The organism is Bradyrhizobium sp. Ce-3, from assembly GCF_022835695.1.
Classification (GTDB): domain Bacteria; phylum Pseudomonadota; class Alphaproteobacteria; order Rhizobiales; family Xanthobacteraceae; genus Bradyrhizobium.
The window spans coordinates 40,614-54,835 of sequence record NZ_BQUV01000005.1; the positions used below are offsets into that span (position 1 = coordinate 40,614).

Below are 14,222 nucleotides of genomic sequence, written 5' to 3' on the forward strand. Positions count from 1 at the left end.
GTCATGGAACTGTCGGTGACGTGACAGATCCGCATAAAGCCTGGACGATGCTTTGCACGGAGCGACGATGTCAGCTCCGTCATCCTGAGCTGCGAGCGGAGCGAGCCTCGAAGGATGGACGGCCACACTCGGGCCGTCGACCCTTCGAGACGGCCGCTTCGCGGCCTCCTCCAGCGACAAAGGCGGAGCCTTTGCGCGGGGGTGACGGGTCCGTTCTCGCGATGACGGCGGATCGACCGCCATCAATCCAGCAGCTTGGTATCGTCAGGTGCCTGCGGTGGCGTCTTGATCGCGATCGCCTTGATGGCGCGGCCGTTCGGCTTGGTGCCGCCATGCGGCGTGCCCTTCGGGATCACGATCAGGTCGCCGGGCTTCACCGTGACTTCCTTGTCGCCGAGCCAGACCGTGCCGGTGCCTTCGAGCACGAATTGCAGCTCGTTGGTGTTGGGGTGCATGTGCTTCGGCACGTTGCCGTCCTGGATCGAGACGGTGGCGCCGTCGGCGGAGACGAACATCTTCGAGCGGAAGCCGACCTTGTTGGCGTCGCCGAGCTTGTCGCCCTCCATCTCGCCGGTGTGGATGACCTGTGCGGTGATGCTCTCGGCTGCGAGCGCCGGCCGCAGCAGATGGGTGACGCCGCAGCCGGCGGCAAAGGCGGCGGCAATCGACAGCGTGGTTGCAATGCGATTCATGAAGATCTCCCTTGATGTTTCTCTTGACGTATTCTTGGCGCTTCGTCGGTGTTTTGTTGTATCCGCGATGCTATGCCGCCGTCGCAGGCTTGACCAGCTATCGGAAAGTCGCCTTCTCAAGCCGGGCCTGCTCCTCTATCTTGCCGGCCAGTCGAACGGAGGACGTCATGAACAAATGGCTTGGCAAGCTTGCCGGAACGCTGCTGGCGCTGATCCTGTCCACGGGCCTTGCCGCGGCGCAAAGCAAGATCACGATCGCGATCGGGGGCGGCGCCTGCCTGTGCTATTTGCCCACCGTGCTGGCCAAGCAGCTCGGCGAATATGACAAGGCCGGGCTTGCGGTCGAACTGGTCGATCTCAAGGGCGGTTCGGATGCGCTGAAGGCCGTGCTCGGCGGCAGCGCCGATGTCGTCTCCGGCTATTTCGACCACTGCGTCAACCTCGCGGCCAAGAAGCAGGAGCTGCAGGCCTTCGTGGTCTATGACCGCTATCCCGGGCTGGTGCTGGTGGTGTCGCCGAAACACACCGGCGAGATCAATTCGATCAAGGATCTTGCCGGCAAGAAGGTCGGCGTCAGCGCGCCGGGCTCCTCGACCGACTTCTTCCTGAAGTATCTCTTGAAGAAGAACGGCCTCGATCCGGCCGGCACCGCCGTGATCGGCGTCGGTCTCGGCGCGACCGCAGTCGCGGCGATGGAGCAGGGCCAGATCGACGCCGCCGTGATGCTCGATCCCGCCGTGACCGTGCTGCAGGGCGGCTACAAGGACCTCAAGATCCTGAGCGACACCCGCACCCAGCACGACACGCTGGCGGTGTTCGGCGGCGAATATCCCGGCGGCGCGCTGTACTCGACCGCGGCCTGGGTCAATGGCCACGAGAAGGAGGTGCAGGCGCTGACCAATGCGATCATGGCGACGCTCGGCTGGATCCATTCGCACACCGCCGAAGACATCATGGCCAAGATGCCGGACGAACTCGTCGGCAAGGACAGGGCGCAATACCTCGCAGCGCTGAAGAACACGATCCCGATGTATTCGGAGACCGGCAAGATGGATCCCAAGGGTGCGGAGGCGGTGCTCGCCGTGTTCAGCGAGGGCTCGCCCGAGGTCGCCAAGGCCGGCATCGACGTCACCAAGACCTACACCAACAAGTTCGTCGATCAGGCCAAGAAGACGACCGGAAGCGCGAAGTAAGCGCGCCGTGCCCGAGATGCAGTCTCCGCTGATTTGTCGGGTCACAGCGCTCGACCTCGTGCTGCAGCGCCGCCCCTGGCCGTTCGCGGACCAGCGGCGCGCCGAGATCGACGCGCATTTCGCCGAGCAGCAGCGGCTGAACCCGAACCTGTGGAACGGCCGCGTGCTGCTCGGGCGCGATCCGCTCTTCTCCGGCGAGCGGCTCAGCGCGAGCTATTTCGAGACCGATTTCGCGAGCTTCCTCGCCTGGCGCGACTGGGGCTTTCCCGACCGCGAGGTGTTCAACGGCTTCGGCATGGGCGCACTGCTGGCCAGCGACGGCGCCTTTGTGTGTGGGGTGATGGGCCAGCAGACCGCGAATGCCGGACGGATCTATTTCCCCTCCGGCACGCCCGACCTCGACGACATCAGGGGCGATACGGTCGATATCGCCGGCAGCGTGATGCGCGAGCTCGAGGAGGAGACCGGACTGCTGCCGTCGGATTGCCGCGGCGACGCCGACTGGCACTGCATCTACACCGGGCCCGCGCTCGCGATGATGCAGATCCTGCGCGTCGACATGCCGGGCGATGCGCTGCGTGCGCGGATCGAGTCCAATCTCGCACAACAGCAGAATCCCGAACTCGCCGGCATCCATCTGGTGCGCAGCCGCGCCGATCTCAATGCCCAGATGCCACGCTTCGTCACCGCGTTCATCGAGACGCAGCTGCCAGCATAGGCGCCTGGAGGTCCGCTTCCGAGGTGAAGCGGTCGCGGACTGGACCTGTCTGACGTTTCCAACGAACCAATCTTGAGGTAGCCTGCGGCGATCTTGAACGTGGCGAGCCACCATGCTCACGCTCTATTCCTATCCGCCGCTGTTCGGCGTCGCCGACAACAACGGCTACGGCCTGAAGGTCTTCGCGTTTCTGAAGCTCGCCGGCGTACCGTTCCGGCACGAGCACATTTTTGACGCGTCGAAGGCGCCGCGCCGGCAATTGCCCTATATCGTCGACGGCCCCGACACCGTCGGCGACAGCGAGACCATCCTCGGCTATGTCACCGACAAATATCGGGTGACGCTGGATGCGGCGCTGACGCCGGCGCAGCGTACCACCAATCTTCTCGTCACCCGTACGCTCGACGATCTCTACTGGGTGATGTCGTATTCGCGCTGGCAGGACGAGCGCTACTGGCCCCAGTTCCGCGATGCGCTCAAGCGCGAGCATCCGGGCCTCACCGACGACGGGTTGATCAAGGCCAGGGAGTTCAACGCGCAGCGCTATTACTACCAGGGCATCGGCCGCTTCGAGCCCGACGCCGCGATGGCCCGCGGGCTTGCCGATCTCGCCGCGCTGGCGGATTTGATCCCGAACCAGGGCTATGTGCATGGCGACGCGCCGACGAGCATCGACGCCGGCATCTATGGCTTTGTGGCCAACATCTACTTCTACGACATCGAAACGCCGTTGAAGAGATTCGTGGTCTCGCACGATGGGCTGGCGCGACATTGCCGTGCGATCCACACGGCAGTCAGCGCGAGCGCGCAATAAGAGCAAGCTGCTTCGACCGCCTTTGTCCCGAGCCAAGCCACACCGAACGCTACATTGCGCTATGGTTGCTGCGGGCGATTCACATATCATTCTGAAGCGCGAAAGAGGGACATACCAATGCAGCCAGTCGTGAGGACCTCGATTCTTCGATGCCCGCCGGATAAATTCGACGAAATGCGGCAAATGATGATCGAGACCGAAAAGGTGCTTCGCCCCGGCATCGAGGTGATGCGTGGATTGATCGCATTCTATGTCGGTGCAGATGAGGCGACCTCGTCGCTCTCGAACATCAGCCTGTGGGCCGATCTGGACGCGGCCAAGCAGCTGGATCGATATCAGCCGATGCTGGATTCGGGGAAACCATTTGTCGCCGCGGGAGGGACGTTCGAGCGGCCGATCATGAACTACACGACCCTGTGGCAGCTGCAACCTGTGAAGAGTTGAGATTCGCCGCGATTCCCTTTGGCTGGGCGCGGCCTGGCGCCGCGCGCCGGCACCGCGCCGCCGAAACTTTGCGCAAGCCTGCGCCGTGGCGACGCAGCCATCGCGCTTGACATCATCGGCCGCTCCCCCTGTGATAGGGCGGCACGATAACAAAAAACGCAGTGCACAATCTCTGGGGAGGGATTCATGCCGGTCAGGAGGATTGCCCGCTGGCTCGCGGGTCTGTCTGTCGTGGTTGCCGCGCTGGGCATTGCCCATGCTGCACAGGCGCAGGACAAGAAGATCAAGATCGGCGTGATCTTCGACTTGACCGGCCCCTTGGCCGGCGGCGGCTCCGAGCTGCAATATACCGGCGTCAAGATCATGCTCGACCATTACGCCAGAACCGGCGTCGAGGGATACAAGGTCGAGGCGGTCTACGCCGACGCGCAGAGCAAGCCCGACATCGCCATCAACGAGGCCGTCCGCCTGCTCGAGCAGGAGAAGGTCGACATGGTGATGGGCTTCTTCTCCTCGGCGCAATGCGTGCCGGTGGCGGCGAGGGTCGACCAGATGAAAAAGTTCATGTGGATCACGACCTGCATCTCCTCGGGCGTGTTCGACGGCAAGAATTACAAATACGTGTTCCGGCCGCAGGCCGCCGGCAACCAATACGGCATGATGACCACCGACTTCATCGCGCAATACTCGATGTCCAAGTTCGGCAAGGAGCCGAAGGACCTCCGCGTCGCCATCATCCACGAGGACGGCGCCTATGGCGTCGACGTCGCCAAGGGCAACGAGGCCGGTGCCAGGAAGGCCGGCTTCAACATCGTGCTCAAGGAGGGCTATTCGGCGACCGCGCCCGATCTGTCGGCGCTGGTCACCAAGCTGAAGCGCGCCAAGCCCGACGTGATCTTCCACACCGGCTACAATCCGGACATTACCCTGCTGTTCCGACAGGCGCGCGAGCAGGGGCTGAAGTTCGGCGCCATCGTCGGCCATGGCGCGGGCTATGGCGTCTACGAGAAGCTGAAGGAAGGTCTCGGCGCCGACGCCAACTATCTCTTCAACACCGACCCGATCTCGATCTGGCTGGCCAATCAGAAGGACATGGATCCCAAGCTGCCGCCGGTCATCAAGATGGTCGGCGAGGAATTCGACCGGCTGAAGCCCGGCGTGCCGATCCGCTCCGCCCATGTCGGCATCGGTGCGGCCAACGCCTATGTGTTCCTCGACGACGTGCTGCCGCGCGCGATCAAGAAGTATGGCGGCGTCGATCCGGACGCGCTGCGCAAGGCCGCGCTCGACACCGACATTCCCGAAGGCGGCACCATGCTCGGCTACGGCGTGAAGTTCTACGGCGAGGGGGAACAATACGCCGGTCAGAATGCGCGCTCGTTCCCGGTGGTGCTGCAATATATCGACGACAAATCCTATGTGGTGTGGCCGAAGAGCCAGATGCAGCGCGAGACCGAGCTGCCGCTGCCCGCCGGCACCACCTACAGCTACAAATAGCTCGCTCGCGAAGGGGACGCCGTGCTCGCCGTCGAAGGCCTGGTCAAGCGGTTTGGCGGCTTTCGTGCCGTCAACAACGTGTCGTTCCGCGTCGAGCAGGGCGAGATCCTCGGCCTGATCGGCCCGAACGGCTCGGGCAAGAGCACGATCTTCAACATGCTGTCGGGCACGCTGCCGCCCACCGAGGGCTCGATCCTGTTCGACGGCCGCGAGATCGCGGGGCTCCCCCCGCACCGGATCATCGTCGGCGGCATCGGCCGCACCTTCCAGATCCCGCGGCCGTTCCATCGGCTCAGCATTTTCGAGAATGTCGTGCTCGCCGGCTTCTATGGCCAGGGCCGTCACAGCCGCAGCAAGGCGGAGGAGGCGGCCGAGCGCGCGCTGGCGACGGTCGGGCTGCCGACCGACCGCCATAGCAGCGTCGAAGGCCTGGGTGCTGCCGGCTTGAAGAAGCTCGAACTCGCCAAGGCGATCGCCACCGGGCCAAAACTCTTGCTCGCCGACGAGAGCCTCGGCGGCCTCGACGAGGCCGAGATGGACCAGGCGGCCGACATGCTGCGCCGGATCCGCGACGAGCTCGGCATCACCATCATCTGGGTCGAGCACATCATGGGCGTGTTGATGCGGGTGGTCGACCGCGTGATGGTGCTGGATCACGGCGAGAAGATCGCCGAGGGCCTGCCGGCAGATGTCGCCGGCAATCCGCGGGTGATCGAGGTCTATCTCGGCACCGACGCGGACGCGAGCCTTGCGGCGGCGGCCGCTGCGCAAGCCCGCCGCCGGATCGGGGCGTGAGCGGCATGCTGGAATTGAAGTCGATCGACGCGGGCTATGGCAGCTTCCAGGCGCTGTTCGACGTCAGCCTCGACGTCAGGGCAGGCGAGGCGGTCGGCGTGATCGGCCCGAACGGTGCCGGCAAGACCACCTTGATGCGGGTGATCTCCGGATTGATCCGCCCGATCCGGGGCACCATCGCGATGGAGGGCATCGACGTCGTCGCGACGCCTGCGCACCGTATCGTCAGCCTTGGGATCGCGCATGTGCCGGAAAACCGCCGGCTGTTTCCGCGGCTCACCGTGGCGGACAATCTGAAGATGGGCGCCTACATGCCGGGCGCCCGCGCGCATTACGCCGAGCGGCTCGACTTCGTGTTCGAGCTGTTTCCGCGCATGAAGGAGCGCCAGCACCAGATGGCCGGCACGATGTCGGGCGGCGAGCAGCAGATGTGCGCGATCGGCCGCGCACTGATGTCGAACCCGAAACTGCTGCTGCTCGACGAGCCGTCGGCCGGGCTGGCGCCGGTCGTGGTGCAGCAGGTGTTCGAGCTGGTCAAGCGCATCCGCTCCAGCGGGCTGACGGTGTTGATCGTCGAGCAGAACGTGCAGCAGGTGCTGCGCGTGGTCGACCGCGCCTATCTGCTGGAAGCCGGCAGCATCCGCGCCGCCGGCACAGCAGCGGAACTCGCGGCCAGCGATACCATCAAGCAGGCGTATTTGGGGGTGTGAGCGGATGATGATCGTGAATCGAGCAGGCGCACTCACATATCCCCCCGTCATCCTGAGGAGCCGCGAAGCGGCGTCTCGAAGGATGCACGGCCCGGCTGGTGGCCGTGCATCCTTCGAGGCGCGCAAGGGCGCGCAGCTCAGGATGACAGTTCGGCTAGTTCAGCCAGACGACGCCACGGTCTAGGACGCAGCCACCATGCAATCCTTCCTCGACATCTTCGACATCTACCTGCTGGAGGCCGTGATCAACGGCATCCTGCTCGGCGGCGTGCTGGCGCTGCTGGCGCTCGGGCTCAATCTGATCTTCGGCGTCATCGACGTCACCTGGATCTGCTACGCGGAGCTGGTGATGATCGGCATGTATGGCATGTACTATCTGGTGCAGGTGTTTCATCTGCCGTACTGGGCCGCCGCGCCGCTCGTCATCCTGCTGGTGGCGCTGCTCGGTGCAGCGCTGCATTTCCTGGTCATCGCGCCGCTGTTGACGGCGCCGCCGATCAACCAGCTGCTCGCCACCGGCGGCGTGCTGTTCATCCTGCAGAGCTTCGCCACCGTCGCCTTCGGCATCGACTTCCGCAATCTCGGCATCCGCCTGCCGGTGCTGGCGCTCGGCGAGATGAATTTCAGTTACGCGCGATTGTTGTCATTCGGTGCGGCGCTGCTCGGCATGATCGGCGTCTATCTGTTCCTGACCCGCACCTTCACCGGCACCGCGATCCGTGCCATCGCGCAGGACCGCCAGATCATGCCGCTGATGGGCGTCGACCCCAAGCGCATCTATCTCGTCACCTCGGCGATCGGCGGCGGGCTCGCCGGGCTCGCGGCCTGTCTGCTGGTGCTGCAATATGACGTGCATCCGTTCGTCGGGCTGTCGTTCGGGCCGATCACCTTCCTGATCTGCGTGCTCGGCGGTCTCGGCAATTTCATCGGCGGCTTCATTGCGGCCTTCGTGTTCGCCGAGATCATCTCGCTCGGCGGCCTGTTCTCCGATCTCGAATGGGGCTATGTGCTGGCGTTCGCCTTCTTCATCGTCATGATGTTCATCCGGCCTGCGGGCCTGCTGGCGAGGCGCTCGTGAACAGGCAGGCGGCGTTCTGGATCATCGCGCTGATTGCGCTCGTCGCGCTGCCCTTCGTGCACCGCGATCCCTATCACCTGCACGTGCTGGTGCTGATCCTGATCTGGTCGTTCGCCTACACGTCGTGGTCGATCATGGGCCGCTTCGGCCTGGTCTCGCTCGGTCATGGCGGTTTCATGGGCATCGGCGCCTATGTCACCGCGCTCTTGTGGAACCACCTCGGCGTCTCGCCCTGGATCGGCATTCCCCTCGGCATGGCGACCGCGGGCGTGCTCGCGCTGATCGTCGCCTATCCCTGCTTCCGCTTCCGCATCACCGGGCACTATTTCGTGCTGGTGACCTTGGCGCTGTCCGGCATCGTGCTGCAGGTCATCACCGCGACGCGCGACTATACCGGCGGCTCGCTCGGCTACACGCCGCAGCGCGCCCCGAGCGGCAAGGGGCTGTTCGCGCTGCAATTCGACGACAAGACCACCTGGTATCTGATCGCGCTCGCGGTCTGGGTGCTCGGCCTCGTGATCTGGCGCGCGATCGACCGCAGCATGATCCGCCATGCCATGGAGGCGATCTCGGAGGATGAGGACGCGGCAGCCGCGGCCGGCGTCAACGTCACCGCCGAGAAGCTCAAGATCACCCTGATCAGCGCGCTGATGACTGCGCTCGCGGGTGCGCTATATTGCCAGTACCAGATGTTCATCTCGCCCGACACGGTGAGCGGCATCGCGGTCTCGCTGCAGATGGTGTTCGCGGCGATCGTCGGCGGCGTCTATGTCGCGCTCGGGCCGACGGTCGGTGCGGTCATCACCATCGTGCTGGCCGAGGTGCTGCGAATCTCGTTCGGCACCAAGGCGGTCGGCTGGGACAATCTGGTCTATGGCCTGCTGCTGGTGCTGTTCATCATCTTCCTGCCCAAGGGCATTCTTGGTAGCGTGATCGACCGGATCAAATCGCCACGCAAGCCGTCGAGAGGCCATGAGCAACAAACCGTCCCCATCGCTCGCCGATGAACTGAAGCCCTTCGTCGCGCCGTTTCGCTTCGATGGATCGGGCGAATTTCACCTCAAATCGTATCCGACCGCCGAGAAGGGCGGCATCGACAAGGACGCCGGCGGCAAGATCATCGAGGCCAACCGCAAGCGGCTCAACGATTTCCAGGAGAAGCTCTACGCCCAGGACCGCTGGTCGCTGCTCCTGATCTTTCAGGGCATGGACGCCGCCGGCAAGGACTCGGCGATCAAGAGCGTGTTCGAGGGCGTCAACCCGCAGGGCTGCGAGGTCTCCTCCTTCAAGCAGCCCTCGACCAGGGAGCTCGACCACGACTACATGTGGCGCGCCATGATCGCGCTGCCGGAGCGCGGCCGGATCGGCATCTTCAACCGCTCCTATTACGAGGAGTGCCTGGTCGTGCGCGTGCACGCCGATGTGCTGGCCAAGCAGAAGATCCCGAAGAAGCTCGTGACCAAGAACATCTGGCGCGAGCGCTTCGAGGACATCTCCGCGATCGAGCGCTATCTGGCGCGCAACGGCACCGTGATCCTGAAATTCTTCCTCAACGTCTCCAAGGAGGAGCAGCGCCAGCGCTTTCTCGACCGGCTGGAGGAGCCGGCCAAGAACTGGAAATTCTCGATGGCCGACGTCTCCGAGCGCGCGCTATGGGCCAGGTATCAGGCCGCCTATCAGGACATGATCCATCACACCGCGACCAGAGACGCGCCCTGGCACATCGTGCCCGCCGACCACAAATGGTTCGCCCGCGTCGTGATCGGCTCGACCATCGTCAATGCGCTCGACAGGCTCGATCTGAAATTCCCCGAAGTCGACAAGGCCGATCTGAGCGAATTCAAGCGCGTCCGCGCCGCGCTGGAAGCGGAGGGCAAGGGCGCCGCGGCGGAGAAGAAGGCGCCCGCCAAGAAATAGGTGGCCGTCGTCTGCCGCTCGGGCACGCCCTTACGTGAGGCGAGCACGTCGGTCAGGCTCCCTCCCCCCTTGCGGGGGAGGGTGGGGAGAGGGGTAGCCCCGGGCACGATGACCGACATGAGCGCGCCTTCGCAATTTCATCGCTCGCTGCCGACGACAAATTGGAGAGAGCACGTCGTGTGGTACCCCTCTCCCTAACCCTCCCCCGCAAGGGGGGGAGGGAACCCTGCCGTCGGCGTCCCTTACGTGCTACACGATTTTTAAAGGTATAATAACACCGTAGATTTGCAGGGCGAGTCGAGTTGCCGTGTCCGCCGGCAGCCGCCGGCTACTGTGCATGGGGTTGTTTTCGATATTTCGGCAGCGCGCCTGCGAGGCGGGGAACCCTACCGTTGGTTTGTCCCCTTGCTCGCAGGCAGCGTCAGATCAGCGTCACCGCCGCTAGCCCTTGCGCGACGGCATCCAGGCAGACAGCAGATAGAAGCCGATCGCCACGATCAGGAGATAGCGGAAGCCGAGCAGGGTCGAGCACGACTCGGCGAGGCCGCCGATCACCGATCCCGCGATGTTCGATCCGAACGCCTGGTCGGGGTTGGCCTCGTCGCGGAACGAGCGGGCGAAGATCACGCCGGCGAAGAACATCGGGCCGAGCGCCAGCGCGCACGGGATCACGTAGCGCCAGACGATGCCGCCGCTGAGGAACGTGTCCAGCGGCACCAGCACCGAGACCGCCAGCAGCGCCAGCAGCCCGGCATAGTGCCGCACCAGCCGGGTCGACGGCACCTTGATCACGTACAGATTGGCGGCGAGGATCAGCAGCAGCGCGGTGAAGAACACCGCCGAGTTGACCAGCCAGGTGCTGCCGAACAGCAGCGCCATCTGCACCACGGCCTTGGTCTCGAGCAGCATGAACGCCGCGCCGAGGAAGAACATCCGGTTGTTGGGCCGCCAGGCGCCCTTCGGCTTGAACAGATAGACGAGGCCGAGCCCGAGCACGCCGAGCAGGATCATCGAGCGGACCGTCAGATCGGGGATCAGCCTGCCGCTGACATAGAGGAACGGCCAGTCGTCGCTGGTCGATTGCTTGGCGCCCTCATTGTCGATCACGAGCTTCGCCGGCGCCAGCGGCACCCAGTCGCCGCGCCGGGCGGCTGCCTTCTCTTGCGGCTTGTCGAAGCCATCGACCGCCAGGTTTTCCGGCGGAATGCTGTTCAGCCAGAACTGGCCGCGGTCGCGGAACGCGGTGGAGATGCGCGGATTGCAGCCCGCGATGATGGTGGTGAAACCGACCGCTTCGGACGAGGTCAGCGTTTCCTTGTAGGGCAGCGGCAGCACCAGCGGATCGCAGCCGAACACCTGCTTCGCCATCTCGGCGACGCGCTGCACGATCCAGCCCTGGCGGTAGTAGTTGTACATCACGAAGATGCCGTCCTGCTTCAGCACGCGGCGGATGTCCTGGAATGCCTGTTCGGTGAACAGATAGCTTTCCAGCCGGATGTTGGCGTAGCCGCTGTGCAGGATCAGCGAGTCGACCAGCGCATACACCACCAGATCGTATTTGCGTTCGGTGGTGCGCAGGAAATGCCGGCCGTCGTCGAGATGCGGCACCACCCTCGGATCCTGATAGGGCTTGTCGGGATGGTTGTGGATGCCGATGTTCTGGATCACGGGATCGATCTCGACCGCATCGATGCGCTCGACGCCGAAGCGCAAGGCGTGCGCCAGGTCGTTGCCGGAGCCGGCGCCGATGATCATGACATCCTTGAACGGCGCGCCGCCGCTGTGCTTCTGCAGCAGATGGATCAGCGAATAGGACGAGCCACGCTCGCTGAACGGCATCATCTCCTGATGACCGATATTGTTGACGGTGATTTCGCCGCTCGCCTTGTTCAGGTCGACGGCGTAGTAGGGCGACCAGCGGACGTCATGGCTGTCGGAACGGTCGGTGTACCATCCGGTAAATCCCACCACGATGACCAGCGTGGCGAGGCGCAGGATCGACAGCGCCTTGTCCTGGTAGAGCAGGTAGACGATGCCGGCGCAGCTGATGCCGAACCAGACCACCGGCGGCGCCTGCGCGAACGACAGCAGCGAGAACCCGACGATGCCCGCGAGGCTGCCGCCGATATTCAGCGAATAGCCGGCGACGCGGTTGGGATAGGCGTCGAAGGCGCGGCCGAGTGTCTGGCCGAGGCCGACGAACATCAGCGCGATCAGCACGAAGAACAGCCCGGCGATCGCCTCGATCGGCACGACGAACTTGGCGAGATCCGGGTTGCGATACTCGGTGCCGAAAAACACTTCCTGTGGCGAGGCCTGATGGCCGACGTCGACCGCGAACTTGCCCCAGTTGAAGTACAGCACCATGATCGTGACCACGGCGGCGAAGGTCACGAAAGCGAGCCCGGGAAACAGCGCAAGCCAGTTGGTGGTCCGCCGCGCGGCGAGGCAGCCGCAGGACATGCCGAGGAAGGCTGCGAGCAGCACGATATTGGTGAAGAATTGCAGGAACACGACCTTGGCCGAGAACCAGCGGATGCAGGCCAGCTCGAGGAACAGGATCAGGAAACCGACGAGGAAGAGATTGAAGCCGGCCTGTCGCTGATTGAGCCCTTCGGCCACGTTCGTCGCGGGCATGATCCCGATATCTCCTTAACCAATAAATCACGCGCCCTTAACACCCGGTCGCCGCCGGCACATTAGATGCAACCCGTTGAGCAAAGATTGATTTGCCCGGCCGCCTGCGCGCCGCGCTTGTCGCCGCTGCCGGGCATGGAGTCATGGTGTAGGAAAGGTTTCGTTGCGGGCGTGTCACGCGGCGTTGTCTTGGCATCGATTGACGATGTGAGGAGCGACAGGGGGAGGGGGTCTTTTCAGCACCGGGTTCCTCACCAGTCGGCAATGGCCGTGCTCACACCACAGCTTCGCCAAACACCATCTGCCAGCCCTTGCGCGTATCCATATATTCCCGCACCTGCTTGATGCGGCCCGCCTCGACCGTGAACACGAAGCAGTAATCGTTGTCGTAGGGGCGGCCGCCCGGCAGCGTCGCCTGCATGCGCTCCTCGACGATCACGCAGTCGCCGTCGGCATGAACTGCGCGGAATGCGATGTCGATCTCGGAGAACAGGCGGTGCATCTCGGTCGAGATGAAGCGCGCGATCGCATCCGCTCCGATCATGTGATCGGTATGATCGAGCGCGACCGCGGTAGCGTTGCGCGCCGGTGCGATCCATTCGGCATCCGGCGCGAACATGGCGGAGATCAGCTCGGCGTCGCGGGTCCTGAAGGTCTGCCAGGCGTTGAGGACGACTTCCTTGGCGGTTTCATTGGTGGTCGGGCTGGTCATGTCGATTTCTCCGGGGGTGATCGATCGGCTCGATCTAGGTCGGCGCAGCCTTTGGTGCTGGCCGGAATCGGACCTCATCACCGCCGGCCACTTTCCCCGATCGCGTGATGCGCTAGTGTCCGGCCATGCTCAGCTTCGAGGTCTGTAACGCGGCGCGGCTGCGGCGCGACGTGCGCTATGACGGCCGCTTCTTCACCGCGGTGAAGACCACACGGATCTATTGCCGCCCGGTCTGTCCGGTGAAGCATCCGCTGCCGCGCAATGTCACCTACTACCCGACCGCCGCCGCGGCCGAGGCGGCGGGCTATCGGCCGTGCCTGCGCTGTCGACCCGAAACCGCGCCGTTCTGTCCGGCGTGGAACGGCACCCGCTCCACGGTTGCGCGGGCGCTGAAGCTGATCGACGGCGGCGCGCTGGAGCGCGGCTCGGTCGCGGCATTGGCCGACCGGCTCGGCATCACCTCGCGCCATCTTGGACGGCTGTTCGAGCGCCATGTCGGCGCCAGCCCGCAGCAGGTCGCGACGACCCGCCGCGTCCAGCGCGCCAAGCGTCTGATCGACGGCACCGATGATGCGATGACCGAGATCGCCTTCCGTGCCGGCTTCGGCAGCGTCCGCCGCTTCAACGCCGCCTTCGCCGACCTCTATGGCCGCTCGCCGTCGAGCCTGCGCGCGAGCGCGCGCGGGCGGAGATGGGGGACGGGGCCGGGCCATGCCCACTCGATAGGTCAACCCAGCTGACCATCTTTACCCATTGCGGCGGCTTGCCATAATCGTCTAGAACGACGGCGCTCAAGCGCTCCCGGCAACCAACCGTCAACGGTTTTGCCCGAGGATTTCGGCGCTCAACAGGGTCTGGCAATGCTGATTCGCGGCCAAATCGATGGGATTTCGGGGGAGGTGGCCCAGGCTACCGCCACGATCCCGGCCGCAGCGCCCACCCTGCTTATTGGCGGCCTGCTTCTTACCTGCCCCTGAGGGCCGGCTGGGCGTTTGCGCCTGGGCACTCAGGGGTT

The 14,222-nt window shown here is 64.5% G+C and carries 14 protein-coding genes; 11 read left to right on the plus strand and 3 right to left on the minus strand.

The features are described from left to right. Positions 1–242 precede the first annotated feature (242 nt). A complete protein-coding gene (locus BRSPCE3_RS18035) occupies positions 243–692 on the minus strand; it encodes a cupin domain-containing protein (protein WP_244067332.1) in 450 nt (149 codons plus the stop codon). 167 nt (positions 693–859) lie between these two features. Between BRSPCE3_RS18035 and BRSPCE3_RS18040 the strand changes: the two genes are divergently transcribed. The 10 genes from BRSPCE3_RS18040 (at position 860) to BRSPCE3_RS18085 (ending at position 9,858) form a co-directional block, all read left to right on the plus strand. Further along, positions 860–1,885 (plus strand): ABC transporter substrate-binding protein, encoded by a 1,026-nt coding sequence (locus BRSPCE3_RS18040; protein WP_244067334.1) that lies wholly within the window; start codon positions 860–862, stop codon positions 1,883–1,885. Positions 1,886–1,901: 16 nt separating this feature from the next. After that, positions 1,902–2,603, plus strand: a complete 702-nt coding sequence (locus tag BRSPCE3_RS18045; RefSeq protein WP_244067927.1) for an NUDIX hydrolase — start codon at positions 1,902–1,904, stop codon at positions 2,601–2,603. Between the two features lie 112 nt (positions 2,604–2,715). Next, positions 2,716–3,417 (plus strand): glutathione S-transferase C-terminal domain-containing protein, encoded by a 702-nt coding sequence (locus BRSPCE3_RS18050; RefSeq protein WP_244067335.1) that lies wholly within the window; start codon positions 2,716–2,718, stop codon positions 3,415–3,417. 117 nt (positions 3,418–3,534) lie between these two features. Further along, complete coding sequence (locus BRSPCE3_RS18055) at positions 3,535–3,861, plus strand: hypothetical protein (RefSeq protein WP_244067336.1); 327 nt, start codon at positions 3,535–3,537, stop codon at positions 3,859–3,861. Between the two features lie 186 nt (positions 3,862–4,047). Further along, positions 4,048–5,358 carry an ABC transporter substrate-binding protein gene (locus tag BRSPCE3_RS18060; RefSeq protein WP_244067337.1) on the plus strand — a complete coding sequence of 437 codons (1,311 nt, stop codon included), beginning with the start codon at positions 4,048–4,050 and terminating at the stop codon, positions 5,356–5,358. A 21-nt stretch (positions 5,359–5,379) separates the two neighbouring features. After that, positions 5,380–6,153 carry an ABC transporter ATP-binding protein gene (locus BRSPCE3_RS18065; RefSeq protein WP_244067338.1) on the plus strand — a complete coding sequence of 258 codons (774 nt, stop codon included), beginning with the start codon at positions 5,380–5,382 and terminating at the stop codon, positions 6,151–6,153. Between the two features lie 5 nt (positions 6,154–6,158). After that, on the plus strand, positions 6,159–6,863 hold the full coding sequence (locus BRSPCE3_RS18070; RefSeq protein ID WP_244067928.1) for an ABC transporter ATP-binding protein: 705 nt from the start codon (positions 6,159–6,161) through the stop codon (positions 6,861–6,863). 196 nt (positions 6,864–7,059) lie between these two features. Further along, on the plus strand, positions 7,060–7,941 hold the full coding sequence (locus BRSPCE3_RS18075; protein WP_244067339.1) for a branched-chain amino acid ABC transporter permease: 882 nt from the start codon (positions 7,060–7,062) through the stop codon (positions 7,939–7,941). After that, complete coding sequence (locus tag BRSPCE3_RS18080) at positions 7,938–8,948, plus strand: branched-chain amino acid ABC transporter permease (RefSeq protein ID WP_244067340.1); 1,011 nt, start codon at positions 7,938–7,940, stop codon at positions 8,946–8,948. Before BRSPCE3_RS18075 ends, BRSPCE3_RS18080 begins: the two co-directional genes overlap by 4 nt. Beyond that, complete coding sequence (locus BRSPCE3_RS18085; protein WP_244067341.1) at positions 8,914–9,858, plus strand: polyphosphate kinase 2 family protein; 945 nt, start codon at positions 8,914–8,916, stop codon at positions 9,856–9,858. The genes BRSPCE3_RS18080 and BRSPCE3_RS18085 overlap by 35 nt, the downstream gene beginning before the upstream one ends. Positions 9,859–10,299: 441 nt before the next feature. Here the strand turns inward: BRSPCE3_RS18085 and BRSPCE3_RS18090 are convergent, their stop codons facing one another. Together BRSPCE3_RS18090 and BRSPCE3_RS18095 are read right to left on the minus strand one after the other, a co-directional pair. Further along, positions 10,300–12,495: a hypothetical protein gene (locus BRSPCE3_RS18090; RefSeq protein ID WP_244067342.1), complete on the minus strand. Its 2,196-nt coding sequence runs from the start codon at positions 12,493–12,495 to the stop codon at positions 10,300–10,302. 274 nt (positions 12,496–12,769) lie between these two features. Continuing rightward, positions 12,770–13,207, minus strand: coding sequence for a nuclear transport factor 2 family protein (locus BRSPCE3_RS18095; RefSeq protein ID WP_244067343.1), 438 nt, complete (start codon positions 13,205–13,207; stop codon positions 12,770–12,772). 125 nt (positions 13,208–13,332) lie between these two features. On the opposite strand from BRSPCE3_RS18095, the gene BRSPCE3_RS18100 reads away from it, so the two are divergent. Then, positions 13,333–13,947 (plus strand): bifunctional transcriptional activator/DNA repair enzyme AdaA, encoded by a 615-nt coding sequence (locus tag BRSPCE3_RS18100; protein WP_244067344.1) that lies wholly within the window; start codon positions 13,333–13,335, stop codon positions 13,945–13,947. Positions 13,948–14,222 lie beyond the last annotated feature (275 nt).

Coding starts and splice junctions, on each gene's coding strand:
- BRSPCE3_RS18070 (WP_244067928.1), top strand. CDS start 6,159: ATGCTGGAATTGAAGTCGATCGACGCGGGCTATGGCAGCTTCCAGGCG.
- BRSPCE3_RS18075 (WP_244067339.1), top strand. CDS start 7,060: ATGCAATCCTTCCTCGACATCTTCGACATCTACCTGCTGGAGGCCGTG.
- BRSPCE3_RS18100 (WP_244067344.1), top strand. CDS start 13,333: ATGCTCAGCTTCGAGGTCTGTAACGCGGCGCGGCTGCGGCGCGACGTG.
- BRSPCE3_RS18040 (WP_244067334.1), top strand. CDS start 860: ATGAACAAATGGCTTGGCAAGCTTGCCGGAACGCTGCTGGCGCTGATC.
- BRSPCE3_RS18085 (WP_244067341.1), top strand. CDS start 8,914: ATGAGCAACAAACCGTCCCCATCGCTCGCCGATGAACTGAAGCCCTTC.
- BRSPCE3_RS18095 (WP_244067343.1), bottom strand. CDS start 13,207: ATGACCAGCCCGACCACCAATGAAACCGCCAAGGAAGTCGTCCTCAAC.
- BRSPCE3_RS18060 (WP_244067337.1), top strand. CDS start 4,048: ATGCCGGTCAGGAGGATTGCCCGCTGGCTCGCGGGTCTGTCTGTCGTG.
- BRSPCE3_RS18050 (WP_244067335.1), top strand. CDS start 2,716: ATGCTCACGCTCTATTCCTATCCGCCGCTGTTCGGCGTCGCCGACAAC.
- BRSPCE3_RS18090 (WP_244067342.1), bottom strand. CDS start 12,495: ATGCCCGCGACGAACGTGGCCGAAGGGCTCAATCAGCGACAGGCCGGC.
- BRSPCE3_RS18055 (WP_244067336.1), top strand. CDS start 3,535: ATGCAGCCAGTCGTGAGGACCTCGATTCTTCGATGCCCGCCGGATAAA.
- BRSPCE3_RS18035 (WP_244067332.1), bottom strand. CDS start 692: ATGAATCGCATTGCAACCACGCTGTCGATTGCCGCCGCCTTTGCCGCC.
- BRSPCE3_RS18045 (WP_244067927.1), top strand. CDS start 1,902: ATGCAGTCTCCGCTGATTTGTCGGGTCACAGCGCTCGACCTCGTGCTG.